General features: G+C 74.3%; 15 protein-coding genes. 6 read left to right on the plus strand and 9 right to left on the minus strand.

What is annotated here, in order from left to right; genetic code table 11:
* Positions 1 to 27 precede the first annotated feature (27 nt).
* From MPTA5024_RS23945 to MPTA5024_RS23955, 3 genes are all read right to left on the minus strand, one after another.
* A complete protein-coding gene (locus tag MPTA5024_RS23945; protein ID WP_232326614.1) occupies positions 28 to 1,050 on the minus strand; it encodes an adenylate/guanylate cyclase domain-containing protein in 1,023 nt (340 codons plus the stop codon).
* 39 nt (positions 1,051 to 1,089) lie between these two features.
* Positions 1,090 to 1,602 carry a PH domain-containing protein gene (locus tag MPTA5024_RS23950; protein ID WP_036328169.1) on the minus strand — a complete coding sequence of 171 codons (513 nt, stop codon included), beginning with the start codon at positions 1,600 to 1,602 and terminating at the stop codon, positions 1,090 to 1,092.
* A gap of 78 nt (positions 1,603 to 1,680) precedes the next feature.
* Entirely contained in the window at positions 1,681 to 2,499 is an 819-nt protein-coding gene (locus MPTA5024_RS23955; RefSeq protein WP_036328171.1) for a biotin--[acetyl-CoA-carboxylase] ligase, read from the minus strand.
* A 208-nt stretch (positions 2,500 to 2,707) separates the two neighbouring features.
* Between MPTA5024_RS23955 and fdhD the strand changes: the two genes are divergently transcribed.
* Entirely contained in the window at positions 2,708 to 3,592 is an 885-nt protein-coding gene (gene fdhD / locus MPTA5024_RS23960) for a formate dehydrogenase accessory sulfurtransferase FdhD (protein ID WP_051458584.1), read from the plus strand.
* Positions 3,593 to 3,679: 87 nt separating this feature from the next.
* On the opposite strand, the gene MPTA5024_RS23965 is transcribed toward fdhD, so the two are convergent.
* The 3 genes from MPTA5024_RS23965 to MPTA5024_RS23975 all read right to left on the minus strand — a co-directional run bounded on the left by MPTA5024_RS23965 (position 3,680) and on the right by MPTA5024_RS23975 (position 8,742).
* Positions 3,680 to 6,316, minus strand: a complete 2,637-nt coding sequence (locus tag MPTA5024_RS23965) for a phosphoenolpyruvate carboxylase (RefSeq protein ID WP_036328175.1) — start codon at positions 6,314 to 6,316, stop codon at positions 3,680 to 3,682.
* A gap of 79 nt (positions 6,317 to 6,395) precedes the next feature.
* A complete protein-coding gene (locus MPTA5024_RS23970; protein ID WP_036328176.1) occupies positions 6,396 to 7,955 on the minus strand; it encodes a hypothetical protein in 1,560 nt (519 codons plus the stop codon).
* Between the two features lie 22 nt (positions 7,956 to 7,977).
* On the minus strand, positions 7,978 to 8,742 hold the full coding sequence (locus MPTA5024_RS23975) for an ABC transporter ATP-binding protein (RefSeq protein WP_084369952.1): 765 nt from the start codon (positions 8,740 to 8,742) through the stop codon (positions 7,978 to 7,980).
* Positions 8,743 to 8,979: 237 nt separating this feature from the next.
* Here MPTA5024_RS23975 and MPTA5024_RS23980 point away from each other — a divergent pair, with 237 nt between their 5' ends.
* The 5 genes from MPTA5024_RS23980 to MPTA5024_RS24000 all read left to right on the plus strand — a co-directional run bounded on the left by MPTA5024_RS23980 (position 8,980) and on the right by MPTA5024_RS24000 (position 14,087).
* Complete coding sequence (locus MPTA5024_RS23980; protein ID WP_036328180.1) at positions 8,980 to 10,569, plus strand: acyl-CoA carboxylase subunit beta; 1,590 nt, start codon at positions 8,980 to 8,982, stop codon at positions 10,567 to 10,569.
* The gene (locus MPTA5024_RS23985; protein WP_036328182.1) at positions 10,566 to 10,784 is read left to right on the plus strand and encodes an acyl-CoA carboxylase subunit epsilon; all 219 of its coding nucleotides are present in this window, start codon (positions 10,566 to 10,568) and stop codon (positions 10,782 to 10,784) included. The genes MPTA5024_RS23980 and MPTA5024_RS23985 overlap by 4 nt, the downstream gene beginning before the upstream one ends.
* Before the next feature lie 142 nt (positions 10,785 to 10,926).
* Positions 10,927 to 11,865 (plus strand): NYN domain-containing protein, encoded by a 939-nt coding sequence (locus MPTA5024_RS23990; RefSeq protein WP_036328183.1) that lies wholly within the window; start codon positions 10,927 to 10,929, stop codon positions 11,863 to 11,865.
* Positions 11,866 to 11,922: 57 nt separating this feature from the next.
* Positions 11,923 to 13,533 (plus strand): DNA-3-methyladenine glycosylase 2 family protein, encoded by a 1,611-nt coding sequence (locus MPTA5024_RS23995; protein ID WP_036328185.1) that lies wholly within the window; start codon positions 11,923 to 11,925, stop codon positions 13,531 to 13,533.
* Positions 13,534 to 13,607: 74 nt separating this feature from the next.
* Positions 13,608 to 14,087, plus strand: coding sequence for a methylated-DNA--[protein]-cysteine S-methyltransferase (locus MPTA5024_RS24000; RefSeq protein WP_232326616.1), 480 nt, complete (start codon positions 13,608 to 13,610; stop codon positions 14,085 to 14,087).
* A 6-nt stretch (positions 14,088 to 14,093) separates the two neighbouring features.
* Here the strand turns inward: MPTA5024_RS24000 and MPTA5024_RS24005 are convergent, their stop codons facing one another.
* The 3 genes from MPTA5024_RS24005 to MPTA5024_RS24015 form a co-directional block, all read right to left on the minus strand.
* Positions 14,094 to 15,125, minus strand: a complete 1,032-nt coding sequence (locus MPTA5024_RS24005; RefSeq protein WP_232326617.1) for a hypothetical protein — start codon at positions 15,123 to 15,125, stop codon at positions 14,094 to 14,096.
* A complete protein-coding gene (locus tag MPTA5024_RS24010; RefSeq protein ID WP_036328188.1) occupies positions 15,122 to 15,778 on the minus strand; it encodes a hypothetical protein in 657 nt (218 codons plus the stop codon). Before MPTA5024_RS24010 ends, MPTA5024_RS24005 begins: the two co-directional genes overlap by 4 nt.
* Positions 15,779 to 15,906: 128 nt before the next feature.
* Positions 15,907 to 17,883, minus strand: a 1,977-nt coding sequence (locus tag MPTA5024_RS24015) for a bacterial transcriptional activator domain-containing protein (RefSeq protein WP_051458586.1), incomplete at its 5' end; no start/stop codon positions are given.

A 17,883-nucleotide genomic window follows, 5' to 3' on the forward strand; every position in this document is an offset into this window, starting at 1 on the left:
CTGCACCTCATCTTTCGCTCGGCTGGGTCAGCCTTTTCTCTGGATCTTGCGAGTGGTCTGGTCCGCCCTGCGGAGAACGTACGGCTGTACGACTCCGAGCCCGCGGGCGGGGCGGCGGCGCAGCTTCAGCAACTCGACGCCGGGGGCGTCGGCCACGGCCTCGGCCAGGCCGCTGTCGGCGACGATCGTGCCCGGGCGGGCGATGGCGGTGAGCCGGGCCGCCAGATTGACGGTCGTGCCGAACACGTCCCCCATAGCCGGCAGGACCGGCCCGTACGCGAGGCCGATCCGCACGTCGGGGCCCTCCTCGTCGGGCTTGAGCTCGTCGACGAGGTCGAACGCGATGCGGGCGGCGGTGCTGGGGTCTCCCGAGGTGAACAGCACCTCGTCGCCGAGGGTCTTGACCAGGCGTCCGTCGTGGGATGCGATCACGTCGGACGCCCGGGACTCGAACCCCTCGACGAGGTCGGCCAGGGCCAGCTCGTCGAGCTCCCGGGACACCCGGGTGAACGCCACCAGGTCGGCGAAGCCCACGGCGAGCGTGAGCCGGGTCGGCAGGACCTCCTCGCCGATCTCGGTGAGCGAGATCAGCCGGCTGGCCGCGGCGGCGAGCTGCGACCGCCAGACGTGGACGAGCGAGTGCTCGAAGTCGGGCAGCAGGCGGCCCACGGTGTCGATGACCCGGCGCAGGTCCTCGTCGCTCGGCCGCCCCTGGGGATCGAGCAGCGCCCCGATCATGATCTCGGCCTGCCACTGGGCCAGCCTGGCCGTCGTACGGCCGAGGGCCCGGGCCATGCGGATCACGGTCGCCTCGTCGAGCCGCCCCGCCTCGATCTGGTCGCGGATGCGGTGGAGGGCCTCCAGGTCGGCCTCGGTGAACGCCACCGCGTCGTCGGCGAGCGTGGCGAAGCCGAGGGCGCGCCAGATCCGCGCCGCCAGGTCCTGCGGGATGCCGGCCGCCTCGGCCACCTGACGGCGCGTGTAGACCGGCGGCGGCCCAAGGAAGAGCTGCCGCATCTCGTCGGCGCCGGGGCGCCCGTTGGTGTCCACGTCCCCCCTCCCCCGGCCGGCGCGAGGCGCGCCGCGTGCTCATCTCCCGTCGATGTTCCCGTCCGAGGCGTCCTCCACCAGGCGGAAGAGCTCCTGCCGGACGAGCTGGATCTTGGGGATGTCCCGGTAGTCGATCTCGCCCTTCTCGGACGCCGACTCCACCCGGAGCGTGCCGCAGCCGAGCAGCCGCTCCACGAACCGCTGGTCGGAGCTCACGCTGTTGACCTTGGCGAGCGGGATGTCGTCGTCCGACTTGTTCAATATCCCGGTGCTGATCGCGAACCGGTGCGAGGTCAGCGTGTACGACGTGGTCGTCCAGCGCAGGTAGGGGATGAAGGTCCAGAGCGTCAGCGCGACCAGCGCGACGACCGCGACCGCGATGCGGGCGTAGCCCGCGTACTCGTAGTCGCCGGGGATGAGGAAGAGCGCGGCGCCGGCGGCGGCCACGACGACGATGAGGGCGAGGAACGGCAGGATGAGCCGCTTCCAGTGCGGATGGAACGATAGAACGACCCGCTCGCCCTCGGTCAGGTAGTGATCCGGGAGACCCATGGCGCAAATCGTGACACGTTCGCCCTGCGTTTGCATGCTCCGCGTCCGAACACCCGGGGTCGCGGGCCCGCGGGGCGCTCAGGGGCGGCGGACGTGCACCACGTCGCCGGCGCTGAGCGCGTGCTCCTCGCCCCCGGCTCGGACCAGCAGGTGGCCGGACCGGTCGACGCCCGTGGCCAGGCCGCTCAGCACGCGCTCGCCCGGCAGCTCGACCCGCACCTCCTGGCCCACGGTGGCCGACCAGGCCAGGTACGCGGGGCGGAGGCCGCTCGCGTCGGGATCGCCGTCGGCCGCGGTCCACTCCCGGTAGTGGGACTCGACCTCCCGCAGGACGGCCCGCAGCAGCGGGTCGCGGTCGGTGCAGGCCGCGCCCTCGATGGCCAGGGAGGTCGCCCGGTCCACCGGGAGCTCCTCGGGCCGCAGCGAGACGTTGAGGCCCATCCCCACGATGATCGCCCCGTCGACCCGCTCGGCCAGGATGCCGGCGAGCTTGCGCTCGCCCACCAGCAGGTCGTTCGGCCACTTCAGCAGCGCGTCCACCTCGGCGAGCCGGCGGACGGCGGAGGCGGCGGCCAGCCCGATCAGCAGCGACAGCCACCCCAGGCGGGCGGGCGGCACCTCGGGCCGCAGCAGCATCGAGAACGTCAGCCCCGACCGCGGCGGGGCCGACCAGGTCCGCCCGAGCCTGCCGCGCCCGGCGAACTGCGCCTCCGCGACCAGCACGGCGCCCTCGCGGGCCCCCTCCCTCGCGGCCTTCGCCAGGTCGGCGTTGGTCGACCCGGTCCGCTCGGCCACGGAGACCGACGACCACAGGCCTCCAGGCCGGACCAGCGCTCTGGTGAGCGCCGTCTCGGACAGCGGCGGCCGGTCGAGGTCGGCGTACGGAGAGTCGGGCATATGCCCAGGCTATCGGTCCCGGCCCGGCAGCCGTTGATCAACCCCGTGTGCCCGAGCCGGCGCGCCCGCGGGCCTGCCGGGGACAACCCCCGGGAGGCGGCGCCGCCGATTCATGAGACGGTGAAGGCGGCCGATGGCGGGGCAGAGCTCCCCTGAGGCCGCCGCGGCCGCATGGCGGGCCGGGGATCGACCGTACGGGAGGGCGCGCATGGACACGGCTGCGGAACCGGGGGCCACGGGGGCGGCGCGCCGCCCGGGACCGGTGACCCGGATCCGGGTCACCCAGGTGACCGGCGGGTCCGTCCGCGACCGGCGCGACGACCTCGCCACCGAGGAGCCCCTGGAGATCCGGCTGACGGCCGGAGGCGAGAGCCGTACCGTCGCGATCACCATGCGCACGCCGGGGGCCGACTTCGAGCTGGCCGCCGGCTTCCTGCACGGCGAGGGAATCGTGCGGCCGGGCGACATCGCCGCGATCGGCTACTGCACGGACGAGGACCTGAAGCCCGAGGAGCGGTACAACACCGTCACCGTACGGCTCCGCCTGCCCGCCCTGCCCGACATCCGCGCGCTCGAACGGCACTTCCTCACGTCGAGCGCCTGCGGGGTCTGCGGCGCGGCGAGCCTCGACGCCCTGCACGACCGCTGCGCGCCGCCCGCCGCCCGCCCGCCGGTCGAGGTCGGCGCCGAGGTCCTGTACGGCCTGCCGGACCTGCTCCGCAAAGCGCAGGGCGTGTTCGGCAGGACCGGCGGACTGCACGCGGCCGGGCTGTTCACGGCCGGCGGAGCCCCCGTGGGCGTCCGGGAGGACGTGGGCCGCCACAACGCGGTCGACAAGCTCGTCGGCTGGGCGCTGCTCGGCGACCGGCTGCCACTGGACCGGCACGTCCTGCTCGTCAGCGGCCGGGCCAGCTACGAGATCATGCAGAAGGCCATGGCGGCCGGGGTGCAGATCGTCTGCGCCGTCTCGGCGCCGTCGTCGCTCGCCGTGGACCTGGCGCGCGAGTTCGGCATGACGCTCGTGGGGTTCCTGCGGGAGGAGCGTTTCAACATCTACGCCGGCGCCGAGCGCGTCCGCACCGGGAACGGCTGACCGCCACGTCCAGGCCGGCGCCGAGATGCGCCGGCCGGGGCCCGGTGGTGCCGCCGGCGCGACGGGACGCGCCGGCGGGTCGCAGGGTCAGCCGGTGTTCTGCAGGCCGGCGGCCACGCCGTTCACGCTCAGCAGCAGGAGCGTGGACAGGCGCTCCCGCTCCTCCTCCGTGAGGTCGGCGTCGGCCCGCAGCGCCGACAGCGCGCGGAGCTGGAGATGGCTGAGGGCGTCCACGTACGGGTCGCGGAGCTGGACGGCGCGCGACAGCACCCGGCGGTTCTCCAGCAGCCGGCCGTGGCCGGTCACCTCCAGCACCAGGCGGCGGGTGAGGTCGTACTCGTCCAGGACCTGGCCGGAGAAGTCGCCCCGGCCGCCGAGGGCCAGGTAGCGGGAGGCGATGGCCCGGTCGGTCTTGGCCAGCGACATCTCCGCGTTGTCGAGCATCGAGGCGAACAGCGGCCACTCCCGGTACGCCGACCGGAGCGCGTCGAGGCCGCTCTCTTCGACCGCGGCGGCCAGGCCGCTGCCCAGGCCGTACCAGCCGGGGAGGTTGGCCCGGGTCTGCGCCCAGGCGAACACCCACGGGATGGCGCGCAGGTCGTCGAGGGAGCGCGGCGCGCCGAGGCCGCGGCGGGCGGGCCGGGAGCCGAGACGCAGCGAGCCGATCTCCCCCAGCGGGCTCACCAGCGCGAACCACTCGGGGAAGCCCGGCGCCTCGGTGAGCGCCCGGTAGGCCCGCTCGGACGCGCTCGCCACCTGGTCGGCCAGCCCGCGGAACCGGGCGGCCGTATCGGCCGCGCTCGACTCGACCGCGGACGTCGAGGCCAGCAGGACGGCGTTGGTGACCTGCTCGATGTGCCGCTTGGCGATGGCGGAGTGGCCGTAGCGTGCGAAGATCACCTCGCCCTGCTCGGTCACCTTGAAGCGGCCCGCCACCGACCCGGGCGCCTGGGCCAGCACGGCCCGGTTGGCGGGGCCGCCGCCCCGGCCGAGCGCGCCGCCCCGGCCGTGGAACATCGTCAGCGTCACGTCGTTGGCCGCGGCCCAGGCCGTCAGGGCCGCCTGCGCGTCGTACAGCCGCAGCGTCGCGGCGGCCGGGCCCAGCTCCTTGGCCGAGTCGGAGTATCCGAGCATGACCTCAAGCCGCCGCCCGTTGTCGGCCAGGCGGCGGCGCACCGGCTCCTGGGCGAGCATGCCGTCGAGGACGGCCGTGGAGTTGTCCAGGTCCTCGCCCGACTCGAACAGCGGCACCACGTCGAGCACCGGCGCCCGGTCGCCCAGGGCGTGCCGCGCGAGCGCGTAGACGGCCGCGATGTCGTCGGCGGAACGGGTGAACGAGACGACGTAGCGCTTGCAGGCCGTCACGCCGAACCGCTCCTGGATCCAGCCGATCACCCGGATCGTGGCCAGGACCTCCTCGGTGCGCTCCGACGGCCGGCCCTCGGCGATCTCCTTGAGGGCGGTCGCGTGCACCGCCGAGTGCTGGCGCACCTCCAGCTCCGCCAGGTGGAATCCGAACGTCTCGACCTGCCAGATCAGGTGCTGCAGCTCGCCGTAGGCCTGGCGCTCGGCCCCGGCGCCCCGCAGGGAGTCCTGCGCGAGCCGCAGGTCCGCCAGGAGCTCCGACGGCGAGCGGTAGGCCAGGTCGAGGTCGCGGCGGCGGGTCGCGGCGACGCGGGCGGCCACGAACAGCAGCCACTGCCGGTGCGGCTCCTGCGGCGACCGGGTGGCCATCTCCGACACCAGGTCGGGGTGGTCGTCCTCCGCCTGCGCGAGCGCGGCCCGCAGCTCCGCCGACGGCGGCGTGAACGACGCGGAGAGCGTGAGCGACCGGCCGATCCGGGTGGTGGCGTTCTCCAGCGCGATCAGCACGTGCTCGGCCTGGATCTGCATGGCCTCCCGGGTCACCTTCGCGGTGACGTTCGGGTTGCCGTCGCGGTCGCCGCCGATCCAGCTGCCGTACCGGATGTACGCCTTGGCCAGGGGCTCGCGGGTGCCGGTGCCCGGCGCGAGCGCCGCGTCGAACGACCGGTAGATCAGCGGCACCGTGCGGAACAGCGTCTCGTCGAAGGCCGCCATCGCGGTGCGGACCTCGTCGAGCGGGTCGAGCTTGGTCGACCGCAGCTGCGCCGCCCGCCACAGGATGTCGATCTCCTCGAGCATCCGGCGGTGCGCCTCCTCGCGCTCGGCCGCGCCCCGTCCGGGCGTGTTGTACGCGTCGAGCTGGGCGCTGATCCGCTGGATGGCGGTGACGACCGCCCGCCGCCTGGCCTCCGTGGGGTGGGCCGTCAGCACCGGGCGGAACTCCAGCCCCTCGACCAGCTCCCGCAGCCGGTCGTCGCCCCTGAGCCGCTGGACGGCCTCCGCCAGCGACTCACGCAGCGGCACGTCGTCGGTGTCCCGCTGGCGCAGGATGCGGATGCGGTAGTGCTCCTCGGCCAGGTTGGCGAGGTGGAAGTAGCAGGTGAACGCGCGCGCGATGTGGACGGCCCGGTCGACGGGCCACTCGGCCACCATGGCCGCGACCTCGTCCGCCGTCGTCTCGTGGCGCCGGGCCGCGATCACGGCTTTGCGCAGCCGTTCCACGTCGGCCAGGAGGTCGGGACCGCCGTGCTCGGCGATCACCTGACCCAGGAGTCCTCCCAGGAGTCGCACGTCGGCCCGGAGCTCGTCCGGCATCTCCGCGACGGCGTTGTGTCGTTCGGCTGGAGCGATGGCGGCCATGGTTCGAAGGCTAGCGAATCCCCTTCGGTGCCCCGAGACCGGTCTCACCAATTGGACTAGACCAGTTCACCGCGACGCCTCAGGTGGGTCGGGAGACGGCGGCGAGGAGGTCGGGCAGGCGGTTGAAGCCGATCGAGGAGGCCAGGCGGCGGCCCGCCCAGGCGACGAGCAGGCCGTACGGCACGGCCAGGACGGCGAGCCAGTACGCGCCGAGCAGGACCGGCACGACGAGGGGCAGGGCGAGCAGGCCGGTTCCGAACATGGTCCCGAACGACGCGAGGAACGCCTGGCCGCCCTGGCCGGGAGCGGCGCCGCTGAAGGCGTTCAGCCGCTCCGGATAGGTGTACGGCAGGATCACGCTGGACACGGCGCCGACCCCCAGGGACACGCCGAGCACGCCCCAGGCCGTCGGCGCCGCCGCGAGCGCCCACACCGCGCTTCCGGCGACCAGCCCGGCGACCAGGGCCACGACGGTCAGCAGCGGCACGGCGATGATCGCGATGGCCAGGTGCCGGCCGGCGAGGTCGGTGCGCAGGTCGCGGGCGCCGGAGAAGACGACGGCGTTCATCCACAGCGACCGGCCGTCGATGCCGAAGGAGTTGGCGGCCTGCAGGCCCACCATCAGGGCGGCCAGGCCGGCCGGCCACACGGCGAACGCGGCGCCCTCGCCCCCGTCAGGCCCCCGGGTGGAGAACATGACGACCCCGGTGACCACGATCGCGGTGAACCAGGTGATCCGGCCCCGGGGCTCCCTGCGGGCGTACTTGAGCTCCTTGGCCACGACGGCGCCGAGCATGCCCCGGGGCAGGAAGCGCCCGGACCACGACCGGCGCACCGAGCCGGCACCGGCGGCCGTGGAGGAGTCGGGACGCACCAGCGCCCGCTGCAGCGCGACGATCCACAGCCAGGCCACGACGACCACGACCATGCCGAGCGCGATCAGCTCGGCCACCCCGATGAGCCCGCCGTCCGCGATCGCGTGGGCGGCCAGGCCGGGCGGCGTCCAGCGGAGCACGACGGCCGCGGCCTCCAGCATCCGGGCGGGGTCCCCCGGCAGGCCGCGGTTGAGCAGCAGGTTGGGCAGCTGGAACAGCAGCAGCACGGCGACGGCCGCCACCGCGAGCAGGTCGCGCCCGCGGCGGCTGCGCAGCGCCCCCGACAGCGCGGTGGTGATAGCCCGGGAGGCGACCAGGCACAGGGCGAACTCCAGCGCCACGGCCACGACGCCGAGCAGCACCCCTCCCGGCCCCCGCGCGAGCCCGGCCACGCCGCCGGCCAGGGCCGCCAGGGACGCGAGCGGCCACGGACCGGCGGCCGACGCGGCGAACAGCCCGGTCGCGAGCCGGCGGGTGGTCAGCGGGAACAGCGCGAGCCTGGCCGGGTCGAGGGTCTCGTCGAGGCCGAAGGCCAGCAGCGGCACGACGATCCAGCCCACCGTGAGAAGCGTGAAGGCCGCGATCCCGAGGTTCAGGGCGACGTCGTCGGGCGCGAGCCGGATCAAGGAGAGCAGCAGGAAGCCGGAGACGGCGGCCACGACGGCCATGACCACCGACACGCCGAAGCCGATCTGCCTGATCGTGTCGCCGCGCAGGCCGCCCCGGACCAGGCGCAGCTTCAGCCGGACGAACAGCGTCACCATCGGCGTCCCCCGGCGGGCGCGGTCAGGACGTGGACGAGCCGAGCCATGACAGCCCCTCCTCACCGGTGCCGCGCACGCCGACGAGGTCGAGGAACGCCTCGTTCAGCGTCCTGCCCCGCCGTACGGAGTCGATGGGCCCCTGGGCCACGATCTGCCCGCGGTTCATCACGGAGACCCAGTCGCACAGGCGCTCGACCAGGTCCATCACGTGGCTGGAGAAGACGACGGTCGAGCCCGACGCGGTGTACCGGCGCAGGACCTCGACGAGCGTGTTGGCCGAGACCGGGTCCACCCCCTCGAACGGCTCGTCGAGGAACAGCACCCGGGGGTTGTGCAGCAGCGCCGCCGCGAGGCCGGCCTTCTTCCGCATGCCGGTCGAGTAGTCGACCACCAGCTTGTCCTGGGAGTCGGCGAGATCCATGATCCGCAGCAGCTCGTCGGCCCGCCGGCGAACCTCGTCGAGCGGGATGCCGCGCAGCTGCCCGTTGTAGAGGAGGAGCTCGCGGCCGGAGAGGCGCTCGAACAGCCGCAGGCCCTCCGGCAGGACGCCGATGTCCGCCTTGACGCTGACGGGGTCGGCCCAGACGTTGTGGCCGTCGATCTCGACGAGCCCGCCGTCGGGACGGAGCAGCCCGGTGATCATGCTGAGCGTCGTGGTCTTGCCCGCCCCGTTCGGGCCGACCAGGCCGGCGAAGCTGCCCTTGGGGACGACGAGGTCGACGCCGCCGACCGCGACCTGCCCGCCGAACCGCTTGAACAGTCCTTGCGTGCGTACCGCATCCGCCATGTGCCTCACTCTGCCAGAACGCCGTCCACCGCGGCCGTCGCCGCACATCCGCGAAACGATCGGCGCCGCCGCCGAGTTTCCCTGGCGCGGCGGGCCACCCCCCGGCGGGAGGCGGCGGGCGGATGGCTACCCTGTGCGACATGAGTTCGGAGCGGAGCGGGCGCGGCCGGAGCGGGCCGCGACAGGCGGGTCGGCCGCGTTCCGGGCGCGGAGCGAGCGGGGAACGGTGAGCGACCGATGAGTGCCGAACGGGCCCACGAGATCGACATCCACACGACCGCCGGGAAGATCGCCGACCTGGAGCGCCGGCTCGGCGAGGCCGCGCACGCGGGATCCCAGCGCGCGGTGGAGAAGCAGCACGCCAAGGGCAAGATGACGGCCCGTGAGCGGTTGCGGGCGTTCCTGGACGAGGGGTCGTTCGTCGAGTTCGACGAGTTCGCCCGGCACCGCTCCACGAGCTTCGGGATGGAGAAGGAGCGCCCGTACGGCGACGGCGTCGTGACCGGCCACGGCACGGTGGACGGCCGCCCGGTGGCGGTGTTCGCGCAGGATTTCACGGTCTTCGGCGGCTCGCTCGGCGAGGTCTTCGGCGAGAAGATCGTCAAGGTCATGGACCACGCGCTGAAGGTCGGCTGCCCCGTCGTCGGGATCAACGACTCGGGCGGCGCCCGTATCCAGGAGGGCGTGGTCTCCCTCGGCCTGTACGCCGAGATCTTCAAGCGCAACGTGCACTCCTCGGGCGTGATCCCGCAGATCTCGCTGATCATGGGCCCGTGCGCCGGCGGCGCCGTCTACTCCCCCGCGCTCACCGACTTCGTCCTGATGGTGCAGGAGAAGTCGCACATGTTCATCACCGGGCCCGACGTCATCAAGACGGTCACGGGCGAGGAGGTGACGTTCGAGGAGCTCGGCGGCGCGCACACGCACAACTCCCGGTCGGGCGTCGCCCACTACGAGGCCGCCGACGAGGAGGACTGCCTGGAGTTCGCCCGCGCCCTGCTGTCGTACCTGCCGTCGAACAACATGGACGAGGCGCCGGCCTACGACGTCGAGGCCGTCCTGGAGACGACCGACGAGGACCGCGAGCTGGACGCGCTGATCCCCGACTCGGCCAACCAGCCGTACGACATGCAGACGGTCGTGCGGCACGTGCTCGACGACGGCGAGTTCCTGGAGGTCCACGCGGGCTTCGCGCCGAACATCGTCGTCGGCTTCGGCCGGGTCGAGGGGCGCTCGGTCGGCGTGGTGGCCAACCAGCCGATGAGCTTCGCCGGGACGCTCGACATCGCGGCGTCGGAGAAGGCCGCCCGGTTCGTCCGGACCTGCGACGCGTTCAACATCCCGGTGCTGACGTTCGTCGACGTTCCCGGCTTCCTGCCCGGCACCGACCAGGAGTGGAACGGCATCATCCGCAGGGGCGCCAAGCTGCTCTACGCGTACGCCGAGGCCACGGTTCCGCTGGTCACCGTGATCACCCGCAAGGCGTACGGCGGCGCCTACGACGTCATGGGGTCCAAGCACCTCGGCGCGGACGTCAACCTGGCCTGGCCGACGGCCCAGATCGCGGTCATGGGGGCGCAGGGCGCCGTCAACATCCTCTACCGCAGGGAGCTCGCGGCGGCCGACGACCCCGACGCGGCGCGGGCCCGGTTCGTCACCGAGTACGAGGACACGCTGGCCAACCCCTATCTGGCGGCCGAGCGGGGCTACGTGGACGCCGTCATCCGGCCGTCCGACACCCGGGTCCAGGTCGTCCGCGCGCTGCGCGCGCTCCGGAACAAGCGGGCCGCGCTTCCGCCGAAGAAGCATGGGAACATCCCCCTGTGAGCGAGCGCGAGCCGTACCTGACGATCGTCCGGGGCGACGCGACGCCGGAGGAGACCGCCGCCCTCGTCGCCGCGATCGCCGCCCGGGCGGCGGCGGGCCGTCCGCAACCGGCGCCCACGGCCGCCGCGGGGCGGTGGCGGGATCCGGCGCGCGAAATGCGGCGCCCGCTCGCCCACGGGCCGGGCGCCTGGCGGACCGCCTTCCTGGGCCGCTGACCAGGGGCGGAACGGCCCGCCGGCGGCCACGGTGCGATTACATCAGCCGAACAGGGTGTCAACCGGCCCAAGAGTTGGGACTATCTAGAAAGTGGGGGAATATAGTCAGCCGATCAACTAGTGACGAGTCCTGGAGGACACCATGGCCATCCCGGACTTCAGCGCACACGGCATTTCCGCCAAGTATGCCGTCCTCGTGGACGTTGGTTACCTGTACGCGGCGGCCGGCGAAGTGCTTTTAGGCGCCAAGGAGCGCAAGGAGTACCGCGTCTCGGCCGACGAGCTGATCCAGTCGCTCCAGAAACACGCCCTCGAACGCATTCCCGGCGAACTGCTGCGCATCTACTGGTATGACGCCGCCCGTGACCGCGTTCCCACCGTGGACCAGCGGGTGATCGCCCAGCTTCCGTGGGTCAAGGTCCGGCTGGGCAACCTGAACGCCCGGGGCCAGCAGAAGGGCGTCGACGCCCAGATCCGCAGCGACCTCGAGGCCCTGGCCCGCCACCACGCCGTGAGCGACACCGTGCTGATCGCCGGCGACGAGGACATGGTGCCCGCGGTGGAGGCCGCCCAGGCGTACGGCGTGCGGGTCCATCTGTGGGGGGTCGAGCCGCCGTTCGGGACGAACCAGGCGGAGCGGCTGGTGTGGGAGTCCGACACGGTGGAGATCCTGAGCGCCGACTTCCTCCGCCCGTTCTTCACCCGCGCGCCCGTCCCGGTGCCCGTGCCGCCCGCGCCGTCGCCCGCGCAGGTGTTCGCCGCCCGCACGGTCAAGCCGATGCCGCCGAAGGCGCCGGTGGGACAGATCACCAAGCTCGGCCCGGGCCGTCCCCGGGTGGAGGAGGTGGGTGAGCACGTGGCCCAGAAGTGGATCCTGACCCGCGGCCGGGACAACATACGCGATCTGCTTCCCGGCCCCCTGCTGCCGACCGTGATCGACACCGAGCTGCTGATCGAGGCCGAGAAGGAGCTCGGCCACTCGCTCCGGCCGTACCCGGAGGCGCGCGTGTGGCTGCGCGACGGCTTCTGGGCCCGCGTCTACCGCGAGTTCGACCTCGGGGTCGGCATCTCCAGCAAGTGACGCCGGGGTCCGATTTCCGCCAGCCCACGCAGGCGGCCAGCGCATAACGTCGTGGATGTGACGACACGACAGCTTGACTTCGACGCGTGCTACCTCGCGGTGTCCGCACGCGACGCCCGCTTCGACGGGCGTTTCTACACGGCCGTCACCTCTACCGGCATCTACTGCCGCCCGATCTGCCCGGCCCGCACGCCGGCCCGCAAGAACGTCCGCTTCTACCGGCACGCCGCCGCGGCGGAGGCCGCCGGGTTCCGGCCGTGCCGGCGCTGCCGTCCGGAGCTGAGCCCCGGCGACCCGGGGTGGGACGTGCGCGCCGACCTCGTCGGACGGGCCCTGCGGCTCATCGACGACGGCGTGGCCGACGAGCACGGCGTGGCCGGCCTCGCCCACCGCCTGCACGTGACCGAACGGCATCTGCACCGGCTGTTCGCCGCGGAGCTCGGCACCGGGCCGCTGGCCGTCGCCCGGACGAGACGGCTCCTGCTCGCCAAGCAGCTGCTCACCGAGACGGCCCTGCCGATCACGGACGTGGCGTTCGCGGCGGGGTTCGGCAGCGTGCGGCAGTTCAACGCCGCCATGAAGGAGTCGTACGGCTTCGCCCCCGGCGAGCTGCGCAAGGCGGTCGGGCCGCTGGCCGCCGCCTCCCGGGCCGGGAGGACCCCGGGGATCGAAGGAGCCGGGACCGCCACTGGGACTGACGGGGCGCCGACCGCCTCTTCCGCCGCGGCGGCGACCGGGCTGGGGCTGCGGCTCGCCTTCCGGCGGCCGTACGACGCCCAGTCGGTGCTGCGGTTCCTCGCCGCCCGCGCGATCCCCGGCGTAGAGCACGTCACGTGGGCCGGCACGGACGCGACCGGCACGGACGCGACCGGCACGGACGCGACCGGCTCCGGGGGCGCGGCCGGCTCCGGGGGGGTGGCGAGGTACACGCGGGCGGTGCCCGGGGGCTCGATCACGCTCCAGCCGGCCGGGGACCACATCCGGCTCACCGTGCGCACCGCCGACACGCGGCAGCTCGCCCGGATCGTGGCGCGGTGCCGCCGCCTGCTCGACCTGGACGCCGACCCCGAGGCCGTGGCCTCGATCCTCGGCTCGACCGCGCTCGCACCGCTGGTGGCGGCCCGTCCGGGGCTGCGGGTCCCGGGGGCGTTCGACGGCTTCGAGATGGCCGTACGTGCTGTCGTCGGCCAGCAGATCTCGGTCGCCGGGGCGCGGACGATCCTCGGCCGTCTCGCCGCCCGGGCGGGGACGCCGGCCGCCGAAGGGGCGGCGGAGCCGGACGGCGACGCCGCGCCCGTGGTGGGCGTGCTCTTCCCCGGGCCCGACCGGCTCGTGGGCGCCGACCTCGGCGGCCTCGGCCTCACCACCCGCCGCGTCGCCACGCTCACCGCGCTGGCCGAGGCGGTGGCGGGCGGCGAGATCGACCTCGACGGCGCCGACGACCCGGCCGAGACGACCGCCCGGCTGCTGCGCCTGCCGGGGATCGGGCCGTGGACCGCGAACTACATCGCCCTGCGGTCGCTGGGCGACCCCGACGCCTGGCCCGACGGCGACCTCGTCCTCAGGAAGACCATGGCGCGGCTCGGCATCGCGGCCGCAGAGGCCGAGCGCTGGCGCCCCTGGCGCGCGTACGCCGCCCTCCATCTGTGGAGCGCGAGCGCCGCCTGACACCCGTCACCATTCCCGGCTTTCCCAGAAGGAGGAAGCGGCGACCCGCCGCGCCCATCATGATCGTTACTCAGGTGCTGCCCACCCCCGTGGGCCCGCTCGCCCTGCTCGTCCGGGACGGCGTCCTCGTGGCCGCCGGCTTCACCGCCGACCCCCAGGAGATGGCCGTACGGCTCCCGCGGCCGCTGCGGGACCTCCCGCTGCGCGCGGGCGACGTGGGGGACGCCGCCGAGGCCGTCAACGAGTACCTCGACGGCGGGATCGACGCCCTCGACCGCGTCCCGGCCGAGCAGGCCGGCACGCCGACGCGGCAGCGGCTCTACGAGGCCCTGCGGAGCGTCCCGGCCGGGACCACCGTGTCGTACGCGCAGCTGGCGGAGAAGGCCGGGCTGCCGCGGACGGCGGCGCGGGCGGCCGGCTCGGCCTGTGCGCAGAACCTCGTCGCGCCGTTCGTGCCGTGCCACCGGGTGCTGCCGTCGACCGGCGGATACGGCGGCTACTACTACGGCACCCCGGTGAAGGAGTGGCTGCTGGCCCACGAGTCCCGGGCCTGAGGGCCGTCAGGGGCGGACCACGCTCTGGACCTCCCCGACCGGCACGTCGCGGGTGGCGGTCACCTGCACCGGCTCGTACACCGGGGCGTAGATGAACGGCGCGACCGGGCCGCCGCCCGCGTTCGCGCCCTGCCCGGTGACGGGCCACACGGTCGTCACCGTGAGCGTGTAGACCTTGCGGGGCTGGTCGATCGAGGCCCGCAGATAGCGGACGCCGCAGGTGAACGTGCCACCCTTGACGTACGGGTGGCCGGTGGCGCCGCACTCCTGCCGGACCTCGGCACGGTCGGAGGAGGTCCCAGCGTCGATCTTGATGCCGTCGAGCCTGGCCGTCACCGTGGCCGTCATGACCCCGGGCAGGGTGGCGGTCACGGACCGGGTGGTCGGCCCGTTGCCGTCCAGCCAGACCCAGGTGGGCAGGTTGACGTAGCTCTTGGCGTCCGGGCTCAGCTTGATCGTGGGCTTGGGGACGGTGAGGGCCGCCCGGGCGATCTGCATGAGCTCCTGGATCGTGATGCCGCCCGGAGGCGTGGTCCCCGCCGGCACCCACAGGGCCCCCTGCAGGCCGGTCCAGCAGGACATGCCGTTCGGGTCGGCGGCGTTGTAGGCGGGGGTCCACCAGCGGCCGTCCTGGCCGACCTTGTCCTGGTACTGCTTGATGAACTTCTGGTACTGCTCCTCGGTGCCGCCCGGGTGGGTGTGGAACCACCAGGCGCGCATGTCCTCCTGGGTCTTCAGCATGTCCTCGGCCGACTGGCCCGGCTCGTACCAGCACGGCCGCTTGATCCGGTAGCCGTCGCTCCTGGCCCCGAGCCCGCTGCCGGACAGCGTGATGCCGGAGTTCTGCAGGCGGACGCCGACCGTCCGGCCGGTCTGGAAGCTCTCGCCGTGCGGGCCGCCGGGCCCGGGGGCCGCGGCCACCGTCAGCAGGCCGCCCGCCAGCAGGGGCGCCAGCAGGGCGGCGCGCGGCCGGTGGCGGGACCCCGGACGCCGTGCCTGGATCTCGCGCTCACCGCGCCGGGTGGGCTCCGTGCTCATCGGACGCACTCCTTCGCGCGCTCGTCGGGATAGTCGGCGTGCTGGAACAGCTTGACCCGCCAGGCGCCGTCGTCGCCCTTGCGGACGGCGGCGGCCTGGAAGTAGACGGAGGCGGGGGCCCTGGTCCAGGACGGCTGTTCGGCGATCTCGTCCCCCGAACGGTCGACGACCCGGATGCCCGACTCGTCCACGCAGCCGTCGATCTCGGCGCCGCGTCCGCTGACCGAGGCGACGCGCAGGGCGTAGAGCTCGGCCACGCCGCGGGCCGACCGGCGGCTCCTCAGGAACCCGTCGACCCAGGTGTAGGCGTCGCGGCTGGCCGGGTCCTCGACGCCGTCGAGGTACGACCGGTCCTTCCCGAGGCTGCCGACCGCCTTCCACTGGCCGGCGTAGCTGTCGCCGAACGCCCTGACCATGCCGGCCTGGTCGGCCTCCAGCGCCGCGGGCCACTCGATCCGCACCTGGAGCCCCGGGCCGGCGGCGATCGTCTCGACCGCGGGCGTCTGTCCTGCCCCGGCCGCGTCGCCGGACGAGGACGGGTCGTCCGCGATCACCCCGGCCGGGGTGAAGCCGCGCTCGGGCGCGGGCGCCGAGCAGGCGGCCATCGGGACCGCGCAGGCCGCGAGCGCGGCGGCGACGGCTGTCGAGCGCATTGACCATGCCCTCCGGAGGACGCGATCCCCCGCCGCGACGACGCTAGCGAGCGTCGCGAACCGCGATCCACCGTTATGCACGGATCGGCATGGCTCGGAGGCGCTCATCCCACGCATGCAAGCTCCGATCAGGCGAGTCGGGACGTTCTGAGGTCCTGCGCGGCGGTCCGGCGCCAGTCGGGGATCAGCTCGTCGATGAGCGCCTCGGTCTCCGGCGCCATGCCGCCGCCGTAGGGATGGGAGGCGGCCCGCCGGCGCAGACCGTCCACGACCGCGCGCAGCCGGGCGGGGTCGCCGGTCGCGTGCGCCGCCCGGAGCAGGTCGCGCCACAGGCCCTCGTCGTCGGCCGCGAGCAGCAGGCCCGCCCGCGCCGCCGCGACGGCCGCGTCGGCGTCCCCGTGCGCGAGCCGGATCTCGCACAGGGCCTGCGCCGCGTCCGCCACCCAGGCCGTGACGTCGTACTCCAGAGGGTCGGCCGCCAGCCAGGCGTACCGGTTGGCCGGCCTGCCGTTGAGCAGCGGCCCCCGGACCAGCCCGAGCGCCTGCTCCAGGAGCCGCCCCTCCACCTCGCCGGGCCGCCGGGCGTCGGCCTGCTCGCCCGCCCGCCGTACGAGCTCCTGGAAGAGCCGCCAGTCCGTACGGATCTCGGGGCCGAGTCGCAGCCGGCCCGAGCCGTCGAGGAACAGGTGGGGGCGGCCCTCGGAGTCGGTGCCGAGCCATTCGGCCACCCGGGCCACGGTGGCGTCGCGGACCGCGGCCTGGACGCCGCGCGGCCACAGCACCCCGGCGAGGACGGCCGGATGCACCCCGGCCGGATGAGTGGCCAGGTAGACCACCAGCTCGTGCGCGAGCGCGGCCCGGCCCTCCTCCAGCGGGTTCACCGGGCTGATCTCGATCGGCCCGAGGATCCGCACCTCGATCGACGGGGGTTCGTCCGACAGGCGTTCCACCGGCGGGGTCAGCGGCTCGCCCCCGGTCTCCCCGGCCGTGCGGAACAGGCGCACCACGGCGTCGTAGTGCCGCCTCGGCAGCAGGTTGGCCCGGACGTCGAAGCCGAGGGCGTCCACCCGGGCCCGGCCGTCCTCACCGATGTGCCACCTCCAGGTGGCGTGCGGCAGGTCTCCGGCGACCACGAATCCGGCGGCCGTACGCCCGCCCTTGCCCAGCAGGGCGAGCCTGCGGGCCTCCTCCTCGTCCGGGCGGATCGCCGACAGCAGGTAGTGGGGGGTGTACGCGGGGTCGGCGACCCGTCCGCGCACCCGTCCGGTCAGCACGTCGCCGTCGTGTCGGGCGCGTTCCTCGAACTCCGGCAGCGCCTCGGCCAGGCTGCCCGCCGTCCTGATCCGCTCGGGCGCGAGCAGCGCGAGCTCCTCCCCGAACCCGACCAGCGTGATCCGCATGTGGTCGGACCACCGGTTGGTGGCCAGCTCGACGGCGAGTGCCGACAGGGCGGCCACCGTGTCCGCGCCCGTCATCGCGACCACGCCCCGCGCGGCCTCCAGGTCCACCAGGACGCGCCCGCCCTCGCCCGTCCCCAACGAGACCAGGCCGGGGTACGGCGCGGGGGCCCCGGCCAGCTCGTGCTCGTCGATCCGGCGGCCCTCGTGGGCGGGCAGCCGCCACACCTGGCCGCCGTCGTGCGCCTCCCACGGCTCGGGGGCGTCCTGGTCGGCCGGGTGGATCCACAGGTCGAGGCCGCGGCTGGACAGGTGCACGGCGTACAGCGTGGGCGGCCGCCCGCCGCGCTCGGCGACCAGGCGGCCGAGCAGGCGCAGCCCGAGGTCGAGCATGCGGCTGCCGGGGGCGTCGGCGCCGAGGCGGATGGCCACCTCGGCGTCGGCGGCGTCCCCGCGCGGCCGGACGATCCGCCGTCCGAACGCCCGCCGCCACAGCTGCTCCCTGCGCCTGCGCCCGAGCAGGGCGAGCAGACCGGCGGCGGCGAGCGTGGCGGCCCCCAGGTAGTCGAGGAGGTCGACCGCGGCCGCGTCCTCCTGCCCCGGCCGGGGGCTCCGGCCGGGGTCCGCGCGCTGGACCTCCCGCCCCGGCGTCCGTCCGCCCGGGTGCGCCGCCGGGCCCTCGGCCGGTCGCGCTCCGGGATCGTGGGC

Source organism: Microbispora sp. ATCC PTA-5024 (assembly GCF_000511135.2).
Classification (GTDB): Bacteria; Actinomycetota; Actinomycetes; order Streptosporangiales; family Streptosporangiaceae; genus Microbispora; species Microbispora corallina.

Excerpts from the sequence above, each read along its gene's own strand:
- MPTA5024_RS23965 (WP_036328175.1), bottom strand. The coding sequence starts at position 6,316 with ATGGCCGCCATCGCTCCAGCCGAACGACACAACGCCGTCGCGGAGATG.
- MPTA5024_RS23975 (WP_084369952.1), bottom strand. The coding sequence starts at position 8,742 with ATGGCGGATGCGGTACGCACGCAAGGACTGTTCAAGCGGTTCGGCGGG.
- MPTA5024_RS24005 (WP_232326617.1), bottom strand. The coding sequence starts at position 15,125 with ATGAGCACGGAGCCCACCCGGCGCGGTGAGCGCGAGATCCAGGCACGG.
- MPTA5024_RS23955 (WP_036328171.1), bottom strand. The coding sequence starts at position 2,499 with ATGCCCGACTCTCCGTACGCCGACCTCGACCGGCCGCCGCTGTCCGAG.
- MPTA5024_RS23980 (WP_036328180.1), top strand. The coding sequence starts at position 8,980 with ATGAGTGCCGAACGGGCCCACGAGATCGACATCCACACGACCGCCGGG.
- MPTA5024_RS23970 (WP_036328176.1), bottom strand. The coding sequence starts at position 7,955 with ATGGTGACGCTGTTCGTCCGGCTGAAGCTGCGCCTGGTCCGGGGCGGC.
- MPTA5024_RS24010 (WP_036328188.1), bottom strand. The coding sequence starts at position 15,778 with ATGCGCTCGACAGCCGTCGCCGCCGCGCTCGCGGCCTGCGCGGTCCCG.
- fdhD (WP_051458584.1), top strand. The coding sequence starts at position 2,708 with ATGGACACGGCTGCGGAACCGGGGGCCACGGGGGCGGCGCGCCGCCCG.
- MPTA5024_RS23950 (WP_036328169.1), bottom strand. The coding sequence starts at position 1,602 with ATGGGTCTCCCGGATCACTACCTGACCGAGGGCGAGCGGGTCGTTCTA.
- MPTA5024_RS23990 (WP_036328183.1), top strand. The coding sequence starts at position 10,927 with ATGGCCATCCCGGACTTCAGCGCACACGGCATTTCCGCCAAGTATGCC.